This is a genomic window from Solibacillus kalamii, from assembly GCF_002174535.1.
Taxonomy (GTDB): domain Bacteria; phylum Bacillota; class Bacilli; order Bacillales_A; family Planococcaceae; genus Solibacillus; species Solibacillus silvestris.
On the sequence record NZ_NHNT01000007.1, the window covers coordinates 71,647 to 95,921 of the forward strand.

At 39.5% G+C, this 24,275-nt stretch carries 22 protein-coding genes and 1 riboswitch; of the genes, 3 read left to right on the top strand and 19 right to left on the bottom strand.

Annotated features, from left to right (window positions below; all coding sequences use genetic code 11):
• Window positions 1-95 precede the first annotated feature (95 nt).
• The 15 genes from CBM15_RS11320 to CBM15_RS11395 form a co-directional block, all read right to left on the bottom strand.
• Window positions 96-326, bottom strand: coding sequence for an acyl-phosphate glycerol 3-phosphate acyltransferase (locus CBM15_RS11320; protein ID WP_087617595.1), 231 nt, complete (start codon window positions 324-326; stop codon window positions 96-98).
• A gap of 124 nt (window positions 327-450) precedes the next feature.
• A complete protein-coding gene (gene rnz, locus CBM15_RS11325) occupies window positions 451-1,392 on the bottom strand; it encodes a ribonuclease Z (RefSeq protein ID WP_087617596.1) in 942 nt (313 codons plus the stop codon).
• A 253-nt stretch (window positions 1,393-1,645) separates the two neighbouring features.
• Window positions 1,646-2,248 carry an alpha/beta hydrolase gene (locus tag CBM15_RS11330; protein ID WP_087617597.1) on the bottom strand — a complete coding sequence of 201 codons (603 nt, stop codon included), beginning with the start codon at window positions 2,246-2,248 and terminating at the stop codon, window positions 1,646-1,648.
• 33 nt (window positions 2,249-2,281) lie between these two features.
• Window positions 2,282-3,265 carry a ring-cleaving dioxygenase gene (locus CBM15_RS11335; RefSeq protein ID WP_087617598.1) on the bottom strand — a complete coding sequence of 328 codons (984 nt, stop codon included), beginning with the start codon at window positions 3,263-3,265 and terminating at the stop codon, window positions 2,282-2,284.
• A gap of 76 nt (window positions 3,266-3,341) precedes the next feature.
• Entirely contained in the window at window positions 3,342-3,776 is a 435-nt protein-coding gene (locus tag CBM15_RS11340) for a MarR family winged helix-turn-helix transcriptional regulator (RefSeq protein WP_087617599.1), read from the bottom strand.
• A 127-nt stretch (window positions 3,777-3,903) separates the two neighbouring features.
• On the bottom strand, window positions 3,904-4,842 hold the full coding sequence (locus CBM15_RS11345; protein WP_087617600.1) for a TRM11 family SAM-dependent methyltransferase: 939 nt from the start codon (window positions 4,840-4,842) through the stop codon (window positions 3,904-3,906).
• On the bottom strand, window positions 4,843-5,292 hold the full coding sequence (locus tag CBM15_RS11350) for a protoporphyrinogen oxidase (protein ID WP_087617601.1): 450 nt from the start codon (window positions 5,290-5,292) through the stop codon (window positions 4,843-4,845).
• 118 nt (window positions 5,293-5,410) lie between these two features.
• Entirely contained in the window at window positions 5,411-6,895 is a 1,485-nt protein-coding gene (locus CBM15_RS11355) for an MFS transporter (protein ID WP_087617602.1), read from the bottom strand.
• A gap of 156 nt (window positions 6,896-7,051) precedes the next feature.
• Entirely contained in the window at window positions 7,052-8,284 is a 1,233-nt protein-coding gene (locus tag CBM15_RS11360) for a DNA polymerase IV (protein WP_087617603.1), read from the bottom strand.
• Window positions 8,285-8,313: 29 nt separating this feature from the next.
• Complete coding sequence (locus CBM15_RS11365; RefSeq protein WP_087617604.1) at window positions 8,314-11,130, bottom strand: ATP-binding protein; 2,817 nt, start codon at window positions 11,128-11,130, stop codon at window positions 8,314-8,316.
• Window positions 11,105-11,485 (bottom strand): response regulator transcription factor, encoded by a 381-nt coding sequence (locus CBM15_RS11370; RefSeq protein ID WP_008407909.1) that lies wholly within the window; start codon window positions 11,483-11,485, stop codon window positions 11,105-11,107. Before CBM15_RS11370 ends, CBM15_RS11365 begins: the two co-directional genes overlap by 26 nt.
• 17 nt (window positions 11,486-11,502) lie before the next feature.
• On the bottom strand, window positions 11,503-13,140 hold the full coding sequence (locus CBM15_RS11375) for a diguanylate cyclase (protein ID WP_087617605.1): 1,638 nt from the start codon (window positions 13,138-13,140) through the stop codon (window positions 11,503-11,505).
• 444 nt (window positions 13,141-13,584) lie between these two features.
• On the bottom strand, window positions 13,585-14,523 hold the full coding sequence (locus CBM15_RS11385; protein ID WP_087617606.1) for an ABC transporter permease: 939 nt from the start codon (window positions 14,521-14,523) through the stop codon (window positions 13,585-13,587).
• Window positions 14,510-15,415 (bottom strand): ABC transporter ATP-binding protein, encoded by a 906-nt coding sequence (locus tag CBM15_RS11390; RefSeq protein WP_087617607.1) that lies wholly within the window; start codon window positions 15,413-15,415, stop codon window positions 14,510-14,512. Before CBM15_RS11390 ends, CBM15_RS11385 begins: the two co-directional genes overlap by 14 nt.
• 196 nt (window positions 15,416-15,611) lie before the next feature.
• The gene (locus CBM15_RS11395) at window positions 15,612-16,163 is read right to left on the bottom strand and encodes a GNAT family N-acetyltransferase (protein WP_008407924.1); all 552 of its coding nucleotides are present in this window, start codon (window positions 16,161-16,163) and stop codon (window positions 15,612-15,614) included.
• Between the two features lie 214 nt (window positions 16,164-16,377).
• Between CBM15_RS11395 and CBM15_RS11400 the strand changes: the two genes are divergently transcribed.
• Window positions 16,378-17,649 carry a helix-turn-helix domain-containing protein gene (locus tag CBM15_RS11400; protein ID WP_087617608.1) on the top strand — a complete coding sequence of 424 codons (1,272 nt, stop codon included), beginning with the start codon at window positions 16,378-16,380 and terminating at the stop codon, window positions 17,647-17,649.
• A gap of 11 nt (window positions 17,650-17,660) precedes the next feature.
• Entirely contained in the window at window positions 17,661-18,869 is a 1,209-nt protein-coding gene (locus tag CBM15_RS11405; RefSeq protein ID WP_087617609.1) for an MFS transporter, read from the top strand.
• A 212-nt stretch (window positions 18,870-19,081) separates the two neighbouring features.
• Here the strand turns inward: CBM15_RS11405 and CBM15_RS11410 are convergent, their stop codons facing one another.
• Together CBM15_RS11410 and CBM15_RS11415 are read right to left on the bottom strand one after the other, a co-directional pair.
• Window positions 19,082-20,419 (bottom strand): amino acid permease, encoded by a 1,338-nt coding sequence (locus tag CBM15_RS11410; protein ID WP_087617610.1) that lies wholly within the window; start codon window positions 20,417-20,419, stop codon window positions 19,082-19,084.
• 260 nt (window positions 20,420-20,679) lie between these two features.
• A riboswitch (glycine riboswitch) is annotated at window positions 20,680-20,758 on the bottom strand.
• 322 nt (window positions 20,759-21,080) lie between these two features.
• Complete coding sequence (locus CBM15_RS11415; RefSeq protein ID WP_087617611.1) at window positions 21,081-21,605, bottom strand: dehydrogenase; 525 nt, start codon at window positions 21,603-21,605, stop codon at window positions 21,081-21,083.
• 212 nt (window positions 21,606-21,817) lie between these two features.
• On the opposite strand from CBM15_RS11415, the gene aspA reads away from it, so the two are divergent.
• Window positions 21,818-23,233 (top strand): aspartate ammonia-lyase, encoded by a 1,416-nt coding sequence (aspA, locus tag CBM15_RS11420; protein WP_008406686.1) that lies wholly within the window; start codon window positions 21,818-21,820, stop codon window positions 23,231-23,233.
• Between the two features lie 48 nt (window positions 23,234-23,281).
• Here the strand turns inward: aspA and CBM15_RS11425 are convergent, their stop codons facing one another.
• Together CBM15_RS11425 and CBM15_RS11430 are read right to left on the bottom strand one after the other, a co-directional pair.
• Window positions 23,282-23,584 (bottom strand): hypothetical protein, encoded by a 303-nt coding sequence (locus CBM15_RS11425; RefSeq protein WP_008406683.1) that lies wholly within the window; start codon window positions 23,582-23,584, stop codon window positions 23,282-23,284.
• 17 nt (window positions 23,585-23,601) lie between these two features.
• Entirely contained in the window at window positions 23,602-24,273 is a 672-nt protein-coding gene (locus tag CBM15_RS11430) for a DUF771 domain-containing protein (protein ID WP_087617612.1), read from the bottom strand.
• Window positions 24,274-24,275: the final 2 nt, after the last annotated feature.

Sequence of the window (24,275 nt, forward strand, 5' to 3'; positions counted from 1 at the left end):
AGATAATAAAAAACACTCAGTTCAAAAAATAACTGAGTGTTTTGGAATGTAATCAAAAAAAATAGTTGTTTTCTCATTTTGTGAACTGGAACCTTTTACAATGTTCCATTCTTAATCCGCTTCACAATACTGAATGTCGTATAGAGTGAAATCGGGCCTAATACAGCCGCAATGATCAGCCACGTCGTTAAGCCGTCTGTCGCCTTCAGCATTTCCAAGTTTGTTCGTATGTACACAACGACCCCAAATAACAGAATATAGCTCATGACATTTGGAAAAATAACTAGCAATCGTAATAGTTTCGGTGAAATTGTCGGTTGCTGCATCATTCATCCCCCTTTTCTCCATTATAGCGGAATATTTCTGTAATTGAACAAAATTCTCTTAAAAAAGTAAAGAAGCATATAGTAAACATTCATCCCGTTTACTATACACCTCCATTAAATTCATCTATTCAATTTCCAGCAATTCGTTTTTCCGCCACTCATATTGGCTGAAATCATTTGCTAAGTAACTGTTTTGGAAGATCGCTTTTGCTTCTTCCAAAAACGGAATCAGATCATGCTTCAAAAAACGGGCGCTTATATGATTCAACAGCAAATGTCTCGCTTGTGCCTCTTTGGCTATTTTTGCCGCTTCTGTATTTGTCGCATGCCCGTACTTGCCCGCCAGTTCAATTGTGGAATGGTCAAAGGTTGCTTCGTGTACGACAACATCTGCATTTTGTGCTAAACGGATACTGTTCTCGCAATACTTTGTATCCCCTAAAATTGCAACAGTGAACCCTGGCTGTGGTGGTGACGTTACATCACTGCTTTTGACAACAGTGCTATCTTCCAACTGTACTGAATGACCTGCTTTTAATTGGCCTAATAACGGACCTTTTGGCACACCTAATGCTAAAGCCTTGTCGATCAGCAGCTCGCCCTGCATCGGCTTTTGTTCAACCCGGTAGCCGAAACATGGGACAACGTGCTGAAGGGGCAGTGCACGTACCGTAAACTTCTCATCTTCAAATACGATTCCATCTTTTACTTCGACAAATTCAATCGGATACGTTAAATGGGTTTTCGATAATTGTAATGTTTGCTCAATCCATTGTTGTAATCCGGCCGGCCCGTAAATCGTGAGCATGTCCTCCCCGCCTAAAAAGGAACGGGAACTCAAAAAACCGGGCAGCCCGAATATATGGTCGCCGTGTAAATGAGTAATAAAGATTTTATCAATTCTGCGCGGTTTAATCGTTGTATGCAATATTTGGTGCTGTGTCGCTTCCCCACAGTCAAACAGCCAAATGGAGCCCCGTTCTTCCAACAGTTTGAATGCAATGGAACTCGTATTGCGCTCTTTTGACGGCATCCCTGCACCGGTACCTAAAAATTGGATTTGCATGTCATTTCCTCCTAACACGAGTTTAGTTTGCCTCATGTAGAAGCTTTTTACTATCGTTGTATTTATTATAGGTTGCAAATAAATTTATGAAAAGCTTAAAGTGGAACCACTGGGTACAGAATATACAGGCCGAGTATGTACAAATAGCTAATTGTACAAATTGACTCTCCAATTACGCCTTAATTATGATTTATCATATAAAAAGAAGAGACCCTTTCCTTAAACCGGAAAGGGCCTTTTGAACAATCTTTAATTAAAACGTGCGCTCATACCAAGCCTTCGCTTTTTGTACTTCATTCATCGTAAGCTGGTGACCGTTCGATTCCCATTCCAGCGTTACATTCGCCCCTGCATCCGCCAAATAGCGTTCAAGATCAATCGCTTCTTGCTGCGGGCAAATCGGGTCATTCACTCCAGCCGCGATAAACACATGTGTGCCGTCTTGTTTCGCAACCGTTGCTTCATGATTCGGGACCATTGGATGATGCAAAATCGCACCTTTTAATGCATGTTCATATTCAAACAACAGGTTCGCTGCGATATTGGCACCATTTGAATAACCGATCGCAATGATGTTTTGACGGTCAAACCCGTATTCTGCTGCTTTCTTGCCGATAAATTCATACAGCTCTTTCGTACGGAAAGCGAGGTCTTCCATATCAAACACACCTTCAGCTAAACGACGGAAAAATCGTGGCATTCCATGTTCTAAAATATTGCCCCGTACACTTAAAACCGATGCTTCCGGATCAATGATTTCTGTCAGTGCAAGCAAACTGTTCTCATCCCCGCCTGTCCCGTGCAGCAGTAAAAATACCGGCTTGTCTTCTTTCCCTTTGTTGAAAATATAGTTCATCGGACATTCTCCATTCTCATTTTGATAGTCGAATTACTCGTATTCCTTCTCGATTGTTTTTGTTGAGCGAACTGTATCAATCGGACGCACAACACTTTCAATATATTCTCGTTTGCTTTCCAAAAATGGCGGCAATGAAAGGATTTCCCCTACTGTTTCATACGGCTCGTCGCCCATGAATCCCGGTCCATCCGTTGCCCATTCAAATAAAATACCTGGTGCTACACGTGCATAGAGCGATTCAAAGAAGAAGCGGTCCACATAGCCTGATGTACCGAACCCGAAGCTTTCAAGACGTCCGATCCATTCACGTAATACGGCTGTATTTTCTACTCGGAACGCGGCATGGTGAACTGTACCGAAACCTTGACGGCCAGGCTGTAATACTGTATTGTGCTCGACAATAACCGATGCCCCGTTACCGCCTTCACCTACTTCAAATAAGTGCAGTGAATCTTCTTTACCTGTTTCACGCATTACTAATACCTTCTCAAGTACTTCCTTGAAATAATCAAAGTTCGAAACGCGTACATGAATCGGACCTAAGCCTGTAATCGCAAACTCTAATGGAATCGGACCTTTTTGCCAAGGTGTACCTGAAGCGATCCCTTCATTGTTTTCATCTGAAATGAGCATGTATTGCTGGTCATCAAAATCGACAAATGATAATGTTTGTTTACCGAATAATGGTTTGATTCCTTCATGCTGTACTTTCAGACGGTCAAAACGTTTTACCCAATAATCCAGTGCCGCATCATTTGGCACACGGAATGCTGTTTTGTATATTTCATCCGTACCGTGACGTCCTTTCGGGATGCCCGGAAAATCAAAGAATGTCATATCTGTTCCTGCAGACCCTTTATCATCCGCGAAAAACAGGTGGTATGTTTGAATATCATCCTGGTTGACTGTTTTTTTTACTAGTCGCATTCCTAATACATATGTGAAAAATTCATAGTTTTTTTCTGCACTGCTTGTAATCGCTGTTACGTGGTGAATCCCTTTAATATGGTTCATCTGTATAGCCTCCATTTTCTCAATATCGAGATTTTAGTTTAAGAAAAATGCACCGGTTACGATGCTTTTAATTACGTTAAAATTTAGTTGCATGATGTCCCACACGCTTTAAATAGTCTGTAAAGTTTTGCAGCTCTTCATCCGATAACACATCAAAAATCGATGCAATCTTCTCTTCATGTGAAGGGAAAATCGATTCAATCATCTGTTTTCCTTCATCCGTTAACGATACAAATGTAACACGGCGGTCTGTCGGACAGGCAACCCGTGCAACGAGATTTTTCTTCTCCAGTTTATCGACGACATACGTAATGCTGCTGCTAGCGATCAATACTTTTTTACCGATGATTTGGATAGGCTGATCTCCTTTATGATAAAGCAATTCCATTACGGCAAATTCCGTTAAATTCAGATCATGCTGCTGGATATCTTTTTTCGTCGCTTCTTGGATAGAAGTTTGTGCCCGATGTAAAACAGTAAATGCTTTTAATTGCTTGTCATATTTACTCATAAAGTACCTCCTCCCTGTTATTACGAATTCGTTTATCTTTAATTCGAGATAAATATACCATGTATAAAATGCAGTGTCAAATAAAAAACGTTCCAATCCAGGTATTCACTGAATTGAAACGTTTCTTCTATTCACATATTAAAACTTGCCGTTCGAATTTTCCTTTTTTTAATATGGCTCTGTCGATAATCGTTAAACCGGCTTCGTGGATTTTATCATCCATCGATTCGATTGTCACAATGATGACCCTTTTTGCGATACGGCGGGCATTCGTAATAATGCTTTGCTGTAATTCACTCGTAATATGCGTAAATAAATTGTACGGCATATCAATAATTGCGACGTCATAGCCTTCATTTGCCTCTTCAATTGGACCGATTTCTACATTCGGTTCATATCCAAAGTAGCGGAGATTAATTTGGGACCCCCAAACAACACGTTTATTGATATCGCGCCCTTTAATCGCAATCCCCATACTCATCGCTTCCACAAGCACCGTACCGATACCGCAGCAAGGATCAATCACCTTTAGTCCGTCCGGAAACGGTACCGCAATATTGACAATCGCTCGTGCATCCCTTGTACTCAGTGCTGTTGAATACATTTCAGGCTTCTTCATATGCTTCAGCCAAACTGCTTCACCGTATGTAAGCTCTCCTAAATAATAGTGCTCCTCATGGCAGACAAGACCCAATACTACGTCCGGCTTTTCCAAATCCGGTTCGGCATTGATTGCCGAGCTGACACGAATCATATAGTCGTTTCGCATCGAGCGATTCAGTTTTGGCTGAATTCCATCATCACTATTGTTTAAACAATGAATTTTAAACGTCTTTTCTCCAAGCTCCAGCTGTGACGCCATTTCTACTATCTGTTCTACTGAACTCGCTTCATAGAAAACGGCCAAACGTGAACGCATATACGGACTACGACTCGGCTCTATTTTTTCTTGACTAATTAGAACATTTCCTTCCACGTGAAAGTTAAAAAATGTGCGCATTTCCAAACGTGAAAGTTCATATTCATCTCTTTGCCAAGTAAAACTATATAAATATTTTTGCGTCATTTATTTCTCGACTGTCGTTATTAATTGCGCAACAAATTGATAAAGCATTTCACAAACTTCCGTAATCGTCATCTTCTCATGGAAGCCCTCAATGCAGTCAACCGCAATGTTCAGTTCCCAAAGTCCTTCTTGACCAGAGAACGCTGCACTGCTGCTTCCTAATGCAGATTTCACATTGTCTTTCAAATATTGACGAATTACTTCACCATGTTTCTTTTGCAGTTTTAAGCCGAATAATGCCGTATATAGATTAAATGCATCATCAAATTCAAGTGCTACCGCATCGATTCGAATATCATTGAATTGAGTACATTCCACATAAATAAATTCCCCTTGGTTGTCCTTTAAATAGTGGATCGGTGTTGATGCAAAAGCGTTACTTTCGGCTGTAATTGTATCTTCTGTTTCTTTACTGCATCGTTCTAAAACTTCTAAATGTAATTGTACCATGATTATAATTCCTTTCGATTCCATATTCGCCCATAAAAAATCACCTAGTCCAGTATACATGACTATCGTTTAAAGCGCATTAGAAAGAAATTTCTTTCAAAACGAAAAAACCGTGTATTTATGAATGATGCATTTTTTCTTTATGCTGAACTTTTACAAATGCGGCACCTGATTTCATAAATGAAAAAAGAACAACGATACAGAAACTGAATAATAATGTCCCTGTAAAGACAAAGCCGGATGTTCCCACTAAATCAAGTGCACCTAATAGTGAAGACCCTGCAACTACCCCAATGGAGAAGAACGCGTAAAAATAACCATATGCTTTGCCGCGAGTTTGTTCAGTCGTTGCATCAATTAACAGGGCATTGATAGAAGGGAATAAAAATGCAAACCCGATCCCGTAAATTGCGAGTATTGCATACAGCCAGGACATTTCTGTTGCCAGGCCAATGCCAATCTGAGCAAGTCCGAGTAATAGCACTCCGACAAACAATGTCACTTGCGGATTTAAATAATCGAAAATTTTGTTCGTCGGTAATATAAAGATCAAGACAGCGACAATTCCGAATACACTTAGTAATGTACCGGATACACGGGAGTCATACCCTAAATCCTGCACGTAAATCGGCAATAAATACGCAAGAACACCTTGTGAAAACATAAGGAAAAATGCGCCGCCATACGCTTTTAAAATACCGCTGTTCCAATTGAACTTTTCGGTGGCCTGTTTCTTGTCGCGTTTTGGTAACGGTGATTTACGTAAAAACAAGAACAAGCCTATCAATAAAACAATGCCAAACAGCGCAACAATTCCAAGCACATTCGGCACGGAAACTTTACTCGCTAAAATTCCGCTTGAAGCCGGACCGACAATCGCCGCAATGCCGACAAACGAGCCTGTAACCGCGCTTCCACTCCCCTGTTCGCTGGATGCACGCATATTCGCAAGTAATGTAAAGGCAGCCGGAGTGATAAACCCGCTACTGAACCCATGAATACATCGAACGATTAAAAGGACCGTCGCATTATCAACAAGCTGGTAGCATAATAACGAAATTGCAGACGTAAACAGGCCAAATACTAAAATGTGAAATGGCCCAATTTTATCAGTAAAAATACCGGAGAAAATATTGCCGAACGTATTCGTAAATGAATAAAGACCGACAACAATCCCCGCAACAAACGTTGTCGCCCCGACCGACAATGCATAAGTGCTCATAATCGGCAGCTGGACGAACAGATCGAAAAAGGAAAAGAAAATGATCGCATAAACGAGCCAATGTTTCGGAAACGGCTTTGTATGTAATGTCGGCTGCATTTTTTTCAGTTGATAGTCGAACAGAAAATTGCCGAATGGGATAAATGCAACTAACACGCTTAAAAATGACCAGCCGATATGCCATTGAATGCGCAGTTGCACGATGACGATTGCGAGAAAATAAGCTATAAAAATACCGCCGTGTACACTGCCGTTTACCGTCACAAATTGAGGTAAATCCGCGAAATACTTAAGCGGCATGGAAATAAGTAGTAATGTAATGAGCGAAATCCCATCGAGTAAGCCCATTATTCGTAAAAATCGGATAGGATGTATACGCATAGTGTCCTCCTGAAGCATAATATCAATCCTATTATAACATGGGTCTTTCGTAGTTACCTAACTAAATGAAAATTATTCTCACAATACAATGTATGCGTTTAGGAGAATTTAAACATTACAAGCTGTATTAAAGTTTATCTTTAATACAGCTTGCGTTTAATTCGTATGATCTTCCAGAAAATCCTTGCTGAAGCTTGTTTTCGATGCGTAACTTTTTGATTTCACCCGGACACCACGTTTAATGGCCCCTTTTCCGAATTTCTTCTCAATGTTATCGACTAGTTCCAAAATAGGCTCGTCTTTAATATGCTGTTCAAAATTAAAAAGACTGAGCTGCTGGGTCAATTCGGATTGATCGACAACATTAGATACGGTAATGCCGATAAGTCGGACAGGTGTCTCATCCCAGTTTTCGGTAAACAGCTTCCAGGCGATTTCAAATATTTCATCGGCCTGACTGACTGCATTCCGCAATGTTTTACTGCGTGAAGCATTTTGCCAGTCAAAATTGCGTATTTGTATGGTCACCGTTGTCCCTGCCAAATACTTCACTTTCAGACGCTCAGCGACACTTCTGCTCAGCTTTTCGAACGTTTCTTTCAAAATATAATATTCCGTCTCATCCCTTGGAAGCGTCGTCGAATTGCCGACGCTTTTCGTATCAAATATCGCATTGGGATCAACCGGCCGCGAATCAATGCCGTTTGCACGTTTAATCAGGCGAGCCCCGTTTTTCCCTAAATTCCGGATTAACAGCCGTTCATCCGCTTGTGCCAAATCACCAATCGTAAAAATTTGGAGTCCATTCAGCTTCTTCGCTGTTTTTTCCCCTACACCGTGCATTGTCACAACTTCCTGCGGCCACAAAAGCTCCGGTAGCTCGCGAATTCTGAGGATTGTGATTCCGAGCGGCTTTTTCATGTTCGATGCCGTTTTTGCTAGGAACTTGTTAGGGGCAATACCAATGGAGCATGGTAGATCGAGCTCATGTAAAATGCGCTCCTGAATCTCTTCGGCCAACTGGAGCGGATGCTGTGATTTGGAGCGTTCTGTTACATCCAAATAGCCTTCATCAATCGATACAGGCTCCACTAAATCGGTATAGCTTCGTAATATTGAAAAAATCGCTGCACTTGCTGCCCGGTATTTTGGAAAATCGGGAGGTAATAACAGGAGTTCCGGACATTTGCGCTTTGCTTCCCCGACATTCATCGTTGTATAAATCCCTTTCGCTCGGGCCTCATAAGAGCTTGTCACAATAATGCCGCGCCGTTCCTTTACATTCCCCGCTACGGCAATCGGTTTCCCTTTCAGACTTGGATTATGCGCCTGTTCAACAGATGCATAAAAACTGTTCATATCCAAATGAAATATGATTCTCGCTGCCATTTCCCCACCTCCTTTACCTAGCAGATCCTTTATTGATCTTTCACAAATTTTAATAAAAGTGTTGAAAGTTCTTCTGGCGGATAGGGCTTTGTAAAATACTCTTCAACATTGTATTTATCCATGTTGACGCTTGATTTGTCCAATGCTGAGGAAATAATAATTGGGATTTCCTTTGTATTTTTATGATTTCTTAAAGCTTCGACCAAATCCCATCCATCCATATTTTCTCCCATAATTAAATCGATGACAATACCTACTAATGGAATTTGGATGGCATCATCATAGGCACGTTTCAGGTCATCATGATAAATGATGGTAAAACCTTTGCTTTTCAGCTCTTCAGTAAGTAATAACGCTAAACTCAAATCATCTTCAACAATCATTACCGTACGATTTGATATCGTTTTTTCTTCAGTCAGCTCATTTCGGTTTTCTACTATTTCTTGGTCATACAATGGCAATGTGAAGAAAATAGTCGTCCCTATACCTTCCTCCGATTCAAGCCATATGTCCCCTTTATGCTTGGATATAATTTCTTTACTTAACGCAAGTCCTAAACCGGTCCCACCGATTTTGCGTCGCGAACTGTTGTCCACGCGCTTAAATTTTTGGAATAATGACGGAATTGCACTTTCAGGAATTCCAATTCCGCGATCTTGAATGGAAACTTGCACCATCTCATTTATATTTTGCATGCTAATTATTATTTCGCCGCCATTAGGGGAGAATTTTATCGCATTGCCGATTAAATTGAACAAGAGCTGGATGATACGCTCTTCATCTGCATTAACAATTGCATTTGTCGATTCATCAACAAAACGGATATTATGATGCGGATCAATCTGGAAGTTTTTCAGCACATCCTCGATTAAGGCAGTTAATGAAATCTTATTCATTGAATACACTTGTTGCCCAGATTCGATTCGTTGGATATCTAAAAAATCATTAATTAAGTTTGTTAGTCGCTTTGCTTCTTTATGAATCGTTTCGATATATTTTTTCTGACGTTCCGGCTTTATTTCTTTTGCCAAAAGCAGTTCTGTAAATCCTAACACACTTGAGAGCGGCGTACGTAATTCATGGCTTACCGTACTTACAAGCTCGGACTTCATCATATCCACTTCATATTCGCTCGTAATATCGCGATGAACAAACATCGTTCCTACTTTTTCATCACCTTCAAATACACTTGTTGCATAAACCTCCACAAAAACCGGACTGCGACCATCTTGTTGAATGGAATAGCGCATCGTTCTCGTATTCGTAAACTCCTCAATAATCGCGATTTTCAGGAAGTAAACGAGCTCATCCGACTCTTGAGCAATTTTCTGGAAATGCTTCAGCCATAGTTGTTGTGGTACTTTATCATCGATTTCTTCAAAAGGATATCGAATTATATTAAATAATGCTTTATTAAGCAGCAGTACTTCCCCATATTTTGATACAAACTGAATTCCTTCATTGGTTGTATCGATGATGGTCTGATTCAGTTTTCTTGAACGTTCCACTTCTTCATACATGAATATTCGTTCGAACGCAATGGAAGCTTGGTTCATATGTCCATTGATGTCGGTTAACTCCTTGCTCGAGAAACTCCGCCCTTCTCTTGTAGCCATTAAAATAGCGACAAGTTTCTTCTCGGAATTCATAATACAAGTGTACAAGTCATAGTCATTATAAGTCGTATTCGCGATATTGCTTGCCGATTTCACCTCACGACAAATGACAAATGTCTTTTCTTCCTCGAGTCGCGCAATCTTGTCAATTTCCAGATGTTTAATTAAGCGTTCCGTCGTTTCTTTCGCCAATCCTTTTGATACAAATTCACCGCTGTCGATTAAATACATCAAGCTCGAATCGAATTCATAAATACTACGTAAATAGTTGTGTAGATCCTCTATCAGCTTCTCTTTATCCAACGTAAAAGTCAGTACATGATTCAGTTCATTATACTGCTGTAAATGGCTTAAGGATTGCTGTAATTGTTCCTGATTGCCTTGAAGTTCATCCTGCTGTGCCATTAACTCTTCATTTTGCGTTGTCAGCACTTCTTCCTTCTCTTGAATCGAACGGGTCATATTATAGAAGGAAGTAGCCAATACCCCGAGCTCATCTTCTTTATTTTTTAATGGCGAAATGTCAACATAGTCCCCAGTTGCAAAAGCATCCGTTGCGGTCGTCAATTTTTCGATTGGAGAAATCAGATTTTGGATAACCCGTTTCAAAATAATTCCAATGATTATAAATACGATAATAAACAGAAAAATACAAAGAACGGTTAAAAACTTAATTTGATCAAGCGTCCGGTTAAAATGATCGTTTACAACCATATCCGTTTCTGTCGTATAACTTTTTGTATATGCAATAAAACTGTTTACTGATTCATTCGCACCGCTATTTGATAATTCACGCAGCGCTTCATAATTATCTGCTTCCACATAGGAAACGGCTTTCGGCAATATTTCATTCCGATAAGTCACAATAAATTGATTTAACTCTTCATAAAGAAGGTTTTCCTCGCTAGATAGAGGCAATTCACCAAATTTTTGCAGCTCCACCTCAAATTCAGACATTTGATCATATAAAATGTTCAGTTCATTTTCGTCTTTAAATGCATAATAGCCTCTTGCACGGAAAAATATATCATTGAAGCTTTCATTCATTTTCCGAACGAGCTGCTCTTTCTCGCTAATCGCTTCCCGCTCGCTGATTAGCCGCTCATTTGTAATATTCGTATAAATGAAAAATGCCCCTACAATAATGGTAAATAAAATTATGATGGACCAAAGCATACGGACAAATTGATTACGTATGTTTTTCTTAAATGTCGGAATCAGTCTTGGCATTTATGAGCTCCTCTACAAATGAAATCAGCTTTATCGGGCTGAATGGCTTGGAAATGAAATATTGTGCGCCTTTATCCAATGCCAGCTGGCGGTCGGATTCCTGTGATTTTGCTGTCAGCATAACGATCGTTGTATTCGCCTTATACTCATCCGAAAGCTTTTCTATTACTTCCAATCCGGTAAAGTGTGGCATCATATAATCCAGGATAATGAGATCATAGTTATTTTCCTTCATTTTTTCCAAAGCCTCTAAGCCATTTTCAGCTTCATCAATCGTAAAATCAAAACTTTCCAATGTATCGCAAATAAGCATTCTTAAAATTTCTTCATCATCTACTACTAAAATTTTATTCATCGTTGAATTCCTTTCTTTTACCGAGCTTTTAAAAATAATTGGTTGGCTAATTGAAGCATTCGGTTTGTTACATCCGCGATATTAAATGGCTTTACGATGAAATCATCCGCCCCGTTCGCAAGAGCCTCCAATACATATTCCTCGTCATTGCGGCCCGTCAGCATCGAAACAATGACATCGTTTGAAGAATACTCTTCGCGGATTTTTTTCAATACATTCATCCCATCCATTTGCGGCATCATGCCATCTAGTAAAATAATATATTTTGTATTTTTCTCATACCAATTCGACTCCAAAAATTTCACGCCATTTTCAAAGGCAGCAACTTCCATCGTAAATTCTTCCGGTATTTGCAGTTTATTAAAATAGTTCGTCACTAAGTTTCGAATTATCGCTACATCATCAATTACAATAAGCTTCAATTTCTGCTTCTTGCTGATTTGTTCTTCTTTTGTAAATAGAACCGTTTGATTTCTTCCGGATGTCTTTGCTTTATACAGTGCCTGATCAGCCTGTTCAATTAATGCCTTCGGGTGTTTATTTTGATGATTAATTTCCGCAATTCCTGAAGAAAACGTAATATTAAACGATTGTTCATTCCCTTTAAACGGCTGTTTTCCAACAATCGTACGCAAGCGTTCCATAATACTGAAAGCTGTATTTTTTGACGTATTTGGCATAACAAGAACAAATTCTTCTCCACCAAATCGGAAAAGAATATCTTCCTCCCGTTTTGCCGACATGATCAAGTTCGAAAAGCCTTTTAATACTTCATCACCAACGATGTGGCCATATGTATCATTTATATTCTTAAAGAAATCGATGTCAGCAATCGCAATCGAAAATTGTTCGCCTCTTTTTTCAAATTGCTCCATTAGAAATTCCAGCTGGGTATTCATATATTTCCGGTTATAAAGTTGTGTCAGTTCGTCTGTCATAATCGAAAGTTCAAGCGCCTGCTTAAAAACTAGACGGTTTCTTACATATGAAATTAAAATATCGGCATCCAGAGGTTTCTTTATAAAATCAAGCGCACCCAGATCGTATGCCTTTGCACGGTTTTCTTTACTGTCATCTACGCTCATTATTGTAACAAACATATGATTGGACTTGATTTTATTAATATTCTCCAGTATGGAAAATCCGTTGATATCCGGTAATTTGATATCTAAAAATACGAGGGCCGGATTCAGCTCATAAATCAGCTCTAAACCCCTTTTCCCATTATGGGCAACAATGACCATAAAACCTTTTGATTCTAAAATATTTTTAATATACGAAGCAAACACAATATCATCGTCAATTACTAGTATAAAGTTATTTTGTTTCGACCTCTTTATAAAAGGTAGATCATTTTCTTCGGTGGAATTGCGCTTCACATTTTTTTCAAAAAAGCTTACGGTTTCTTCAATTTGAAATAAAAATGCTTTCCAGTTTTCTTTTTCCCAACGTTTGCTGCTTTTTTCTTCTAATTGTTCAAGCTTTGATGCCGCAATTTCAGATAACCCTTCCATCCCAATTGAGCCAGCAGTCCCTTTTAAATTATGAAGAAATGTATAGATTTCCTGTTCCTCAACAGTATTTTGCTGTTCCCAATTTTGAATTGTTTCAGTAATTCGATCACACATCATAATTTTATATTTATCGTTTAACACCCATTCATCCCCTAAAATCAAATGACTTAATCTTTAGTATAAAGGCAGAAATGAAATTTGCTATATCCTTATGAAAATATTTGTTTATTTTCCATAAAAACCGCAAAAAAAAATGTTTTGCAAAGTTCCCGCAAAACATCTTTTGATATTTGAAACGTAATAAGTAAATTTTTTTTACAGCTCTTTTAAGCGATGTTGCCAATAATATTTAAATACTTCGAGCGATGATTTTTTTTATGGTAAATTGAAATACTTATCGTTTGTTATCCAGCACAGGTCGGTAGCGGAGGAAATCCACCTGTTCCTCACCATACCGGCTTAACTTCAGCCTTTTTAAAATAAACAAACTCCCCCCATTTCCTAAATCTAATTTGATAAAGGAATGGGAAATTTTATAAATAATATTTTTTCGCTATATTGTTTTTTCAAGAATTTTTTTCTGCTCTATGCCGTCACATCACGCTTCATAAAGTAACCGAACGTAATTGCCAAGAAAATAACTGCATATACAATATTGACAACTAACGAGAATGTAAACGTTAATCCTTCAATCATTGGCATACTTCCCGGTGCATAATATGATAAATCATTGGCAAACCAAATGTATTTCGCGAAATCATATTGGGCGATAAACATTGTCGCCGTTGAACCCATTAGTAAAATGAACAGCGATAAACTTACCGCTAACGTACTTGAACCAAAAATTGTACCGATCATGAACGCAAATATAATTGTCATAATTGTAGAACCGAGTGAATAAAGTGTCGTTTCAATAAAGGTATTTTTCACCGTTTCCTGCACGATTTGCCCATCAACAATCGATAACGCTATCGAACTATCCGTACCGAATAAAGCCATCCCGATAATTAATGCGACAACGATTCCAGCGGCAAAGAGTACAATACCATAAAGAATGGACGCAACGAGTTTCGAAAGTAAAATTTTCCATCTTGATACAGGTCGCGTCAGCAACATTTTAATCGTACCAGTACCGAACTCAGAAGATACGATACCTGCCGCAATCACTACTGTAAAAATTCCCGTCACCATGATCGTCAATGATAAAGATAAATCCATATGTTCTGTAAATGTCATGGCATTTGCTGCTGGCAAATCATTGGCGATACGGTATTCGGCCATAGCAATTTCTTCCTTGAAATATTGCTCATCTTCCTGCGTTATATCTTCCGAAGCAAGCATTTCTTTCGGATACGCCATCATTTCTTCGTTTGCTGCTATACGCGCCTCTTTAGTACTTGAATCCACATCGTAATATTTGTTCATACCAGCCACAAATACGATTAACACGATTAAAAGCCCGCACATAATCCAAGCATTTTTTTGCGACCACATTTTGATCCATTCATTTTTAACGTATTGCATCGATAGCACCTCCACCTGTCATCTCGATAAATTGATCTTCAAGACGTTTTTGAATCGGCTGGATCGTATAAAGATCGATACCGGATTCAACGAATTTACGAACAAGCGCAGGCACTTCTTCTTTTGTCAGATTTACTACATAGCCGCCGTTTTCTTTTGTTAACGGCTCTTCGAACATTGCCTGAAGCTGGTCCGGCTGTCCGACTTCAATATAATATTGTGCTGCCGCGACATGTTGCAGTTCGCGAATATCAATCAGCTCGCCATTTTGAATAATCGCGATCCGATCTACCATTAACTCGATTTCCGATAAAAGGTGGCTCGATACAACGATTGCCACATTATCCTCTACCGCAATTTTGCGTAAGTACATCCGGAATTCACGGATACCAGCCGGATCCAGACCATTCGTCGGCTCATCCAAAATCAGAAACTTTGGACGGTGCAGCATCGCCTGTGCCAGTCCGAGACGTTGACGCATCCCTAACGAGTACGTTTTTACTTTTTCATGAATACGATTTTGCAGACCTACTTGTGCTACGACTTCATCAATACGCTGTTTCGTTACCCCTTTATGCATACGGGCAAAGTGCTGCAAGTTTTTGTACCCTGACATATATTTGTACATTTCCGGGTTTTCAACGATTACACCGATATTACTGATCGCTTCTTCATAATTTGTCGACAGTTGTTTCCCATCGATGATTACTTCTCCTTTTGAAGGATACATTAACCCCGTCATCATTCGGATCGTCGTCGTTTTACCCGCCCCGTTCGGACCTAAAAAGCCCGTTATTTGACCTGGATAAAAGTCAAGATTCAAATCTTTAATAATGTGTTTGCCTTTAATCGTTTTATTCAGATTTTTGATTTCCACAATTGGCTGTGACAATTGTCCACACCTGCTTTCTGCTTTTTCTTCTATTACAAGCACTTTTTCGTGTGCCTAAATGTTTATGTATTGGCATTAATGTCTTCACATGTAATAGATTCTAATTACTATACTTGATGAGTATGGAAAAAGTTTCATTATTTATAATTTTTACGACAAAAAACCTCATCAGTTACTTCTGATGAGGCAAAATCAGTTATTTATATTCTCCAACCCATTCGTCTTTTAACAAACCATACACCGCATGATCGACATAATGATTGTACAGCCACTCTGCCTGACGGATTGTCCCTTCATGCATAAAGCCTAGTCGCTCTGCAATATGACGGCTTTTCGTATTGTTGACGGCTGCATGAATTTCGACTTTCCCAAGCTTATATTCATTGAAGGCGATATCAATGATGCCTTTTACAGCGCGTGTCATAATTCCTTCACCTTGGAATTCTTCATCTAAAAAATAGCCGATCTCGCATTTTTTCAGAGACCAGTTAATCGTATTAATCGATACTTTCCCGACAAATTGTCCTTTATAAAAAATCGCTGTATCGAGACCTTCACGTTTTGCAAATTTTGATAAATTCATTGCGGCAAAATCGCGTGTATCTTCGACAGTTTTTGTATTATCTACCCACCCAAGCCATTCGCGTAAATAATCGCGTGAACGGTCAATGAAAGCAAAGATTTCTTCTGCATCATTTTGTGTAATCAATTTTAATTGAATTTCATTATCTACTTCGTAAAAGAACATTACTATCTCTCCAATCTAAGCTCCCATATAAAACAATAAACCCTTTTTTATTTTCTTATCATATAGAGCTATTTCAGAATATGCAATTAAAATATCTAATCCTTTAATGATTTGTGTAAGTTTACCATTTTCACAGCGTTAATTGTGCTTTTTTTAAAGAAAATTCGCAATATTCCCGGTTCGTATTTTGGTAAACTAACTATGAGGTGTTTTTATGGAAAACAATGAACATGCTTGGGGAAAGCTATTAAAATATTATCGTCAAAAAAAGAAGCGGAAACAAGATGACGTAGCATTCGGCATTTGTACCCCTTCCTATTTAAGCCGAATTGAAAACGGACTTGTTATAGCAGAACATTCGATGTATGAGCAGCTGTTTGGAAACTTAGGCATCGATTTCAACCAGCTCGAACAACAATTGAAAAACCAAACCGCTTTTTTGGAGCAGCTATACGGAAAACTATTATCAAATACCGAGCTAACATCCGATGAAATTAAACAATTAACCGTGATCCAAAACGATGAGCAGCCATTTGAACAACAGCTGATGGCAAAGCTTGTGTATGCACGTTTCCTGTACTCAATAAAAGAAGATGATGATGCAAGAACAATACTCAATGAAGTCGAGCCGCTCGTCAACTGGAAAAAAGATCGGATCACGCAGCTATTCGTAGCGATTACAGCGTTCGGCCATCTTTCTTTTCACGAATTTGAACAGTTATCCCTTAAAGAAGCGGAAAATCAATTTGCGCAATATTTATCGAATGCCCACCTGTTTGAGCTGGCTAACTACCATTATCATATCGCTTTTGCGAATCACCGAAGCTACAAGTTGCACAAAGCCCTTGAACATATTGAACTGGCACAGCAATTTTTTACCCACCAGTATAAACCGTTGTTTCAGTTGAAACTTTACTCAATGAAAGGTGTAATTTTTAATGATTTGCACCGATTCCGTGAAGCTATTCAGGAATTTGAAGCAGGACTTGAATTACTGTCAAATGTCCAGTCCATCCAAACACCGATGCAATGGAGCTCACTGCATAACAACATCGCTTACTGTTATGAATGCCAGGAAAATTTCCCGGAAGCGTCCAAACATTATGAACTGGCGAATCAATACGACGAAGACTTGCATTCGGCGATCAACTGGATGCGTACATGCTTTGTACAAAAGGATTTCGATCAGCTGAAAACACTTTTTAGTCGCTATGAAGAGATTCGGTTTACTGTCCCCCATCATATTTATCAGCGGAGGCTATTGCAGTATGCGGTTGATACAGCACATACGATCCGCGGATTGAAATTACTGGAGGATGAAGCTTTTACCCATTTCAATGAACAGCAGTATTATTCGCTAATTCTGTTCTATGCTCCATTATGGGGACAGTTTTATGAGCAGCTCCACGCCTATAAACAGGCAAGTCACTGCTACAGGCAGGCATTGGAAGCGAGTGAAAAAGTTCGTCAACGAATGAGCAGCTAAGGGGTGATGAGATGGCGTTACGTAAAGAATATTTCTATTTATGGTTTGGGTTTGGCGCATCAAAATTGGGCAGCTGGATTTACTTGATCGCTCTCAATTTATCGGTTTGGCATTTGACCGAATCCCCGGCTGCGGTTGCGGGTATCTATATCATTGGCCCGATTGCCCGAATTTTGTGCAGTTTTTTTGCAGGCTCGATCGTAGACAGGGCCAATAAAAGAATCATCTTAATTACTTGTGATGTTTTCCGCGCAGGTCTCGTCTGTACGATGCCGCTGCTTTCGGAAATCTGGCTTATATACAGTTTTATCTTTTTGGCAAATGTCGCCGTCTGTTTTGCCAATCCGAGCAGCACATTTATGATTACAAAACTTGTATTGCCAAATGATCGTCTTCGGTTTAATGCGATCAACAGCATGTTAGGTTCGGGAAGCTTTATGATTGGACCTGCTTTAAGCGGTGCCATTATCGCCATGAGCAGTACTGCTGCGGCAATGTGGGTGAATGGTGTCATGCTGCTGTTCAGTGCGTTCATGATGTATTTATTGCCGAATGTTGAGCAGAAATCGGCAGGTACCGCTACTGTACTGACACCCGCTGTCATCCGGGAAGATTTTTCGATTGTCTGGACTTTCATTTCGCAACGAAAAGCGGTACTGCAGTTCTTTATTTTATATTCAACAGCTTTAATGATCTGCTATTCGCTTGATTCTCAGGAAATGTCGTTTTTGAAGGATTTTCATCAAGTAACGGATTCAGTTTACGGAATCATTGTGGGTATCACGGGAATCGGTGCCATTGTCGGCGGCTATTTGGCTGCCCGATTCGTCAATAATCTGTCACTCGTCTCATACATTGGCATCGGGTTTACATGTACGTTACTATCCTATTTCACATTTTATTTCTCGCCTAATTTAACGATTGCGGTCGCTGCTTTTATATTGCTCGGTCTGTTTATGGCATTCAGCAATGCGGGCTACGCGACCTTTTACCAGCAGACAATTCCGACTGAAATGATGGGACGGTTCGGCAGTTCACTTGGCCTGATAGAAAGCGTAATGCAAATTATCTTAACCTTGATCATTGGATATTTGGCGGAAATCTATACGATTCAGCTGACAACTAGCCTCTTTGCCTTTATCGGTGTTGTCATCGCATGTATCGTCTATTTCCACCTGTTACACAATAAATCACTGTTTGTACAGGAGGAGCTAACATGATTACGTATGAAACAATTTGCTACTGCTGTAAAAAACCATTTTTATTAATAGAAGGAACGGTAAAATACCGGAATTACAAACGGAATATGCAGGGAAAATTTTCCTGTGATTCATGTGACAATAAAATCTTTTCAGAGGCAAGAAGCCAATTTTTACGGAAAATAAACTAATAGAAAAAACCGGGCTTCCTCGATGGAAACCCGGTTTACTGTTTATTTTTTTCGAACCTTATAAAGAACAAACAGCAGTATAAACCATAACGGTGTTAACAGCAGTGATGTTCTCGTTGATTCGGAAATAGCCATAATGACTAGTAAAAATAAGAAGAATGCCAATACTAAATAGTTGATGAAGGGTGTTAATGGCGCTTTGAAAACTGAAGTTTTATGTAATTCCGGATGACGCTTTTTGTAAATGATATGCGAAATCAGAATAATGCTCCAAACCCAAATAAAACAAATCGCACTAATTGTTGTCACGATACTGAATGCATCGTCCGGCATGAAGTAGCTAAGCAATGCCCCAATCGAAACTACGACCGCAGAAAATATCAGACCATTTTGCGGCACCGCATTTTTGTTTAATTTACCGTATGCTTTTGGTGCTTGTTTATTATTACTTAAACTGTACAGCATACGGCTCGTTGAGAACATCCCGCTATTTCCTGCAGAAGCAGCTGATGTCAGCACAACAAAGTTAATTAAACCTGCTGCAATCGGAATACCTACCAATGCGAAAACCTGAACGAATGGTGAACTTGCAGCGCTTAATGTATCCCAAGGATTGATTGTTAAAATGACGAATAATGCCCCTACATAAAACAGCAGAATACGTACGGGAATTTTATTGATGGCAGATGGGATATTCTTTTTCGGGTTTGCCGTTTCAGCAGCAGCTACCCCTACTAATTCAACCCCAACGAATGCAAAGACAACCATCTGGAACGCCATTAAAAATCCAAATGCCCCATTCGGGAATAACCCTCCGTGCTCCCATAGGTTCGATACGGCAACTTTGCCTGTATCTGTTTCAAAACCAATGATCAACAATATAATTCCAATTGCAATCAATGCAACAATTGTGATGATTTTAATCAACGCAAACCAAAACTCCAGCTCTCCGAACAGTTTGACCGTCAATAAATTCAAAATAAGTAAAACTACTAAACATGCGATAGCCGGTACCCATTGCGGGATGTCGAACCAGTATTGCGTGTACATGCCGACAGCGATTATATCCGCCATTGCTGTCATAATCCAGCAGAACCAGTATGTCCAGCCGGTAATATAGCCTGCCCAATCCCCTAAGTATTCAGTGGCGAACTCGGTAAACGATGCATAGCCGCCTTTTGATAAAAGCATTTCGCCAAGTGCACGCATGACGAAAAATAGTGCGATTCCAACGATTAAGTATGCAAAGATAATAGAAGGTCCTGCAAGTGAGATCGCTTTACCTGACCCTAAAAACAACCCCGTTCCGATTGTTCCTCCAATCGCTATTAACTGAACGTGTCGATTTTTCAGATCGCGCTTTAATTCTTGTTGTTCCAAAACGATTCCTCCAAAGGATAAGTATTTTGTCTGTTTACACAGCGCAAAATAATAAGTACTTCATCGCGGTCCATCAAGTAATTTTTTCTGGAAAATTAAAACAGGGACTGATTATGTGCCAGTCCCTGTGTCTAAGAATAATCGATCTCGCCTCTGCGAAATCGCGTCCAGATTTCAAAAAATCTGTGACATCTATCGAGGGCTTTTCTTCTTCAAACAGTGGATGCTACATACACCAATTTTTAAGGAAAAGCGTCTCTCATTACTCTTCTGTCCTTTTGCCTGAGATTATGAACCCTTCGGCGACGCGGTATTCGCGCTCTCTCCAGAAACTGCTCCCGCCAGTAGTTTTATCCACGACGATCAACGCTTGATATGTATGCAATTAGTTGCCTATAGGTCATCTGGCATCTTCCAGTTTCCTATAGCTCGCGTTCAATACTATTATTGTACAATAATCATACTACCAATTTTCTGCCCGCCTTACAATGGATATTCGTAGTCGGTTATTATGTATATAGCAATTTAACCTTATTCCCAACATAATGTTTTCTTCTTACAGAAGATTTATGACTAAAAAAATATTACACCGAAAATTCAATATTTTCAGTGTAATATTTTATATAGAGGAATTGGTAGCCCCTCGTAATTCTGTTTTCGTTTACTGCAGTTTTTCCTGTACTGTTGAATCTTCTTCGTATGTTGTTCGATTGATATCGATCAGCTTACCTTTTGTTGTGTCTGTCTTTTTCATTTTGACAACATACGTATTGTCTAATGCAATGTCTGTGCAGGCGATGTCTTTCTCGCGAATATCTTCAGGGTAATTTAAAGTAATAACTAATGTATCCCCGTCTTTTTCGATTTTTTCAATTTCTCTTCCACAGCCATCTGAATATCCTGTGACAAACAGCACTTCCTCTGATTCAAAATCGATGGGCGGAATCGTTTCAAAACCAAAAATATCGGCCCACGTCGTATAAAGCTTTTCATCCTGCACGATTGAAATACTCGTACCAACTTCAGGAGGAATCGAATCTAAATGAAACTGTAATTCATATTCAACTTGATTTTCTTCCTGAACAGGGTCGGTCGAATTGGATGAGGTTGCTTGTTCTTTCGTATTACATGCTGTAAGTAGAAAGATCAGTCCCATGACAAGCATGCAACTAAAACATTTTTTCAATGTCCATCACCTCGTTTCTTACGTAATTAGTCGGATGAAAAATAAAAAAGTTACGATATTCCCACATTTTATCTGTTACTATTGGTTAATTTAAACTTACAAGATTACGTTAAATAAACTAATAATTCAGCAAGTAAGCTTTTATCATAAAATGGCGTATAATGTAGTTGTTTATCCAACTATTACACCATTCTCTTGGAGGGTTTGTACAAATGAGTACACGTATTGAAAAAGACTTTTTAGGCACATTAGAAATTCCAAAGGACGTTTATTACGGCGTTCAAACAACTCGTGCATTAGAAAATTTCCCGATTACTAAAATGACAATGCACCCTGAATTAATTCGTGCATTTGCCATCGTAAAGAAAAGTTCGGCACTTGCAAATGCCGCTATCGGTAAATTGGATCCGGTAATTGCCAATGCAATTGCACAAGCATCAGATGACATTATTTCAGGACTATTACATGACCAGTTTGTTGTAGATCCAATTCAGGGCGGAGCAGGCACTTCAATGAACATGAATGCCAATGAAGTAATTGCTAACCGTGCACTGGAAATTTTAGGGGAAGAAAAAGGTACTTATTCAATCATTAGTCCTAACAGCCATGTCAATATGGCGCAGTCAACAAATGATGCATTCCCATCGGCTATCCATATCGCAACAGTTTCTACATTAGATAATCTAATTATTGCAATGGAAATGATGCGTGATAGCTTTATCAAAAAATCAGTAGAATTCGATTCAATCGTTAAAATGGGACGTACACATTTACAAGATGCTGTACCCGTTCGTTTAGGTCAGGAATTTGGTGCTTACGCTGCCGTTGTTTCTCGTGATATTGCTCGCATCAAAAAAGCGCAGCAAACAATGCTGCAAATCAATATTGGCGCAACTGCAATCGGTACAGGCTTAAATGCAGATCCGGAATATATGAAATTAGCTGTGGAAAACATTGCGGTTTACAGTGGCTTCCCGTTCATTAAAGTAGACAATTTAATCGACGGTACACAAAATACCGATACGTATGCAGAAGTATCATCAATGCTAAAAATCGCTATGATGAATATGTCGAAAATCTGTAATGACTTACGCTTAATGGCATCAGGTCCAAAAGCCGGATTTGCAGAAATTCGCTTACCGGAACGCCAGCCAGGTTCTTCTATTATGCCAGGTAAAGTAAACCCGGTTATGCCGGAAGTAATTAACCAAATTGCTTTCCAAGTGATCGGTAACGACGTGACGATCTCACTTGCATCAGAAGCAGGTCAATTTGAGCTTAACGTAATGGAACCGGTTCTAGTATTTAATCTGCTTCAGTCGATTGAAATTATGACGAACGGTTTCACAGTATTTACAAAATACTGCCTGGACCATATCGAAGCGAATGAAGCGCGTCTGCATGATTTTGTTGAGCGTTCAATCGGTGTAATTACAGCACTGGCTCCACATTTAGGGTATGAGCGTTCAAGTCAAATTGCGCGTGAAGCACTGCATAGCGGCAAATCTGTACGCGAACTTTGCTTAATGTACAACTATTTCACACTTGAGCAGCTTGATATTATCTTAAATCCATTCGAATTAACGCAACCCGGTATCGCTGGTGAACGCGCATTTGAAAAACAATAATCTAAAACGAAAGCTCCGCCGGGATATTTTCCCTGCGGAGCTTTTTCATTAAATATAGAGCACTTCTTTTGCGAGTGAAATCGCACGCTTGCTAACTTCCAATTTGTCGCCGTCCGCATTTAGCTTCACGACTCCATTTGGCTCATCAAAAATGGATTTCAGCTGTGCTTTCGGTTTGACACCGACCATCATCGGTCCTTTTTCGGGCTCACCTGTACGCAGTTTTTCCTGCTCTCGTGTGACACCTTGTTCTTCCCCGATTTTCGGGAAAGCTGTTGTTTGTTGCTGTAAATTTCGGGGACGTGTCTGGTTATTTAAACTCGAACTCCCTGTGCCAACAGAACGTATCATGAATGATCCCCCTTCAATTATCTTTTCTTACTCTTTCGTATATCAATATCCGCGTAGATTTCAACTTCCAGTAGTGCCTGATTCGCGAGCTGATCTGCTTCACCATTTAGTTTGCGGTCAATATGTTGATATTCCGGTCGAATGCCAAGCTTCTGAAGCTTCACATCGATTTTATCTGCCCACGTTGACAGAACACTATCCGTTACGCCCCATTCGCCGTTCATTTCATTAATGACGACTTGTGAATCACCGTAAATCTTTATTTTTTGGTGATGCACGCCCATTTCCTCAAGCTGCTCTACAGCAAGATTCAGTGCCGCATATTCCGCTTCATTGTTTGATGTTAAATACTCCGCCAGCTGATTCGTCCGCAAGCGATAGTTTTTTCCGTTCTGTTTATAATAGACGACTATCCCTAAACCGGCCAGCTTTTCTTCTCTATTAAAACCGCCATCAAAATAGACTTCCACTTCGGTAGGTTCTGTTTCGAGAGATTTCAAATATTTTTTTAGCTCTTTTAATGTCCATGTACTGTCATGTTCATCTGTCATCACAATATTTTTTGTACGGCCCGTGTTTTCCATATCCAGTACAAGCGTATAGGCATGCGCTGCAGGAATTGCCTCACTTCGCCATGTAATTTCCTGCTTGGCCTTTGTGATATATTGCCATTCAATCGTCAATTCCAATC

What these genes read in the sequence shown, in the direction of transcription:
- CBM15_RS11320 (WP_087617595.1), bottom strand. Translation starts at nt 326, where the DNA reads ATGCAGCAACCGACAATTTCACCGAAACTATTACGATTGCTAGTTATT.
- rnz (WP_087617596.1), bottom strand. Translation starts at nt 1,392, where the DNA reads ATGCAAATCCAATTTTTAGGTACCGGTGCAGGGATGCCGTCAAAAGAG.
- CBM15_RS11330 (WP_087617597.1), bottom strand. Translation starts at nt 2,248, where the DNA reads ATGAACTATATTTTCAACAAAGGGAAAGAAGACAAGCCGGTATTTTTA.
- CBM15_RS11335 (WP_087617598.1), bottom strand. Translation starts at nt 3,265, where the DNA reads ATGAACCATATTAAAGGGATTCACCACGTAACAGCGATTACAAGCAGT.
- CBM15_RS11340 (WP_087617599.1), bottom strand. Translation starts at nt 3,776, where the DNA reads ATGAGTAAATATGACAAGCAATTAAAAGCATTTACTGTTTTACATCGG.
- CBM15_RS11345 (WP_087617600.1), bottom strand. Translation starts at nt 4,842, where the DNA reads ATGACGCAAAAATATTTATATAGTTTTACTTGGCAAAGAGATGAATAT.
- CBM15_RS11350 (WP_087617601.1), bottom strand. Translation starts at nt 5,292, where the DNA reads ATGGTACAATTACATTTAGAAGTTTTAGAACGATGCAGTAAAGAAACA.
- CBM15_RS11355 (WP_087617602.1), bottom strand. Translation starts at nt 6,895, where the DNA reads ATGCGTATACATCCTATCCGATTTTTACGAATAATGGGCTTACTCGAT.
- CBM15_RS11360 (WP_087617603.1), bottom strand. Translation starts at nt 8,284, where the DNA reads ATGGCAGCGAGAATCATATTTCATTTGGATATGAACAGTTTTTATGCA.
- CBM15_RS11365 (WP_087617604.1), bottom strand. Translation starts at nt 11,130, where the DNA reads ATGCCAAGACTGATTCCGACATTTAAGAAAAACATACGTAATCAATTT.
- CBM15_RS11370 (WP_008407909.1), bottom strand. Translation starts at nt 11,485, where the DNA reads ATGAATAAAATTTTAGTAGTAGATGATGAAGAAATTTTAAGAATGCTT.
- CBM15_RS11385 (WP_087617606.1), bottom strand. Translation starts at nt 14,523, where the DNA reads ATGCAATACGTTAAAAATGAATGGATCAAAATGTGGTCGCAAAAAAAT.
- CBM15_RS11395 (WP_008407924.1), bottom strand. Translation starts at nt 16,163, where the DNA reads ATGTTCTTTTACGAAGTAGATAATGAAATTCAATTAAAATTGATTACA.
- CBM15_RS11400 (WP_087617608.1), top strand. Translation starts at nt 16,378, where the DNA reads ATGGAAAACAATGAACATGCTTGGGGAAAGCTATTAAAATATTATCGT.
- CBM15_RS11405 (WP_087617609.1), top strand. Translation starts at nt 17,661, where the DNA reads ATGGCGTTACGTAAAGAATATTTCTATTTATGGTTTGGGTTTGGCGCA.
- aspA (WP_008406686.1), top strand. Translation starts at nt 21,818, where the DNA reads ATGAGTACACGTATTGAAAAAGACTTTTTAGGCACATTAGAAATTCCA.
- CBM15_RS11425 (WP_008406683.1), bottom strand. Translation starts at nt 23,584, where the DNA reads ATGATACGTTCTGTTGGCACAGGGAGTTCGAGTTTAAATAACCAGACA.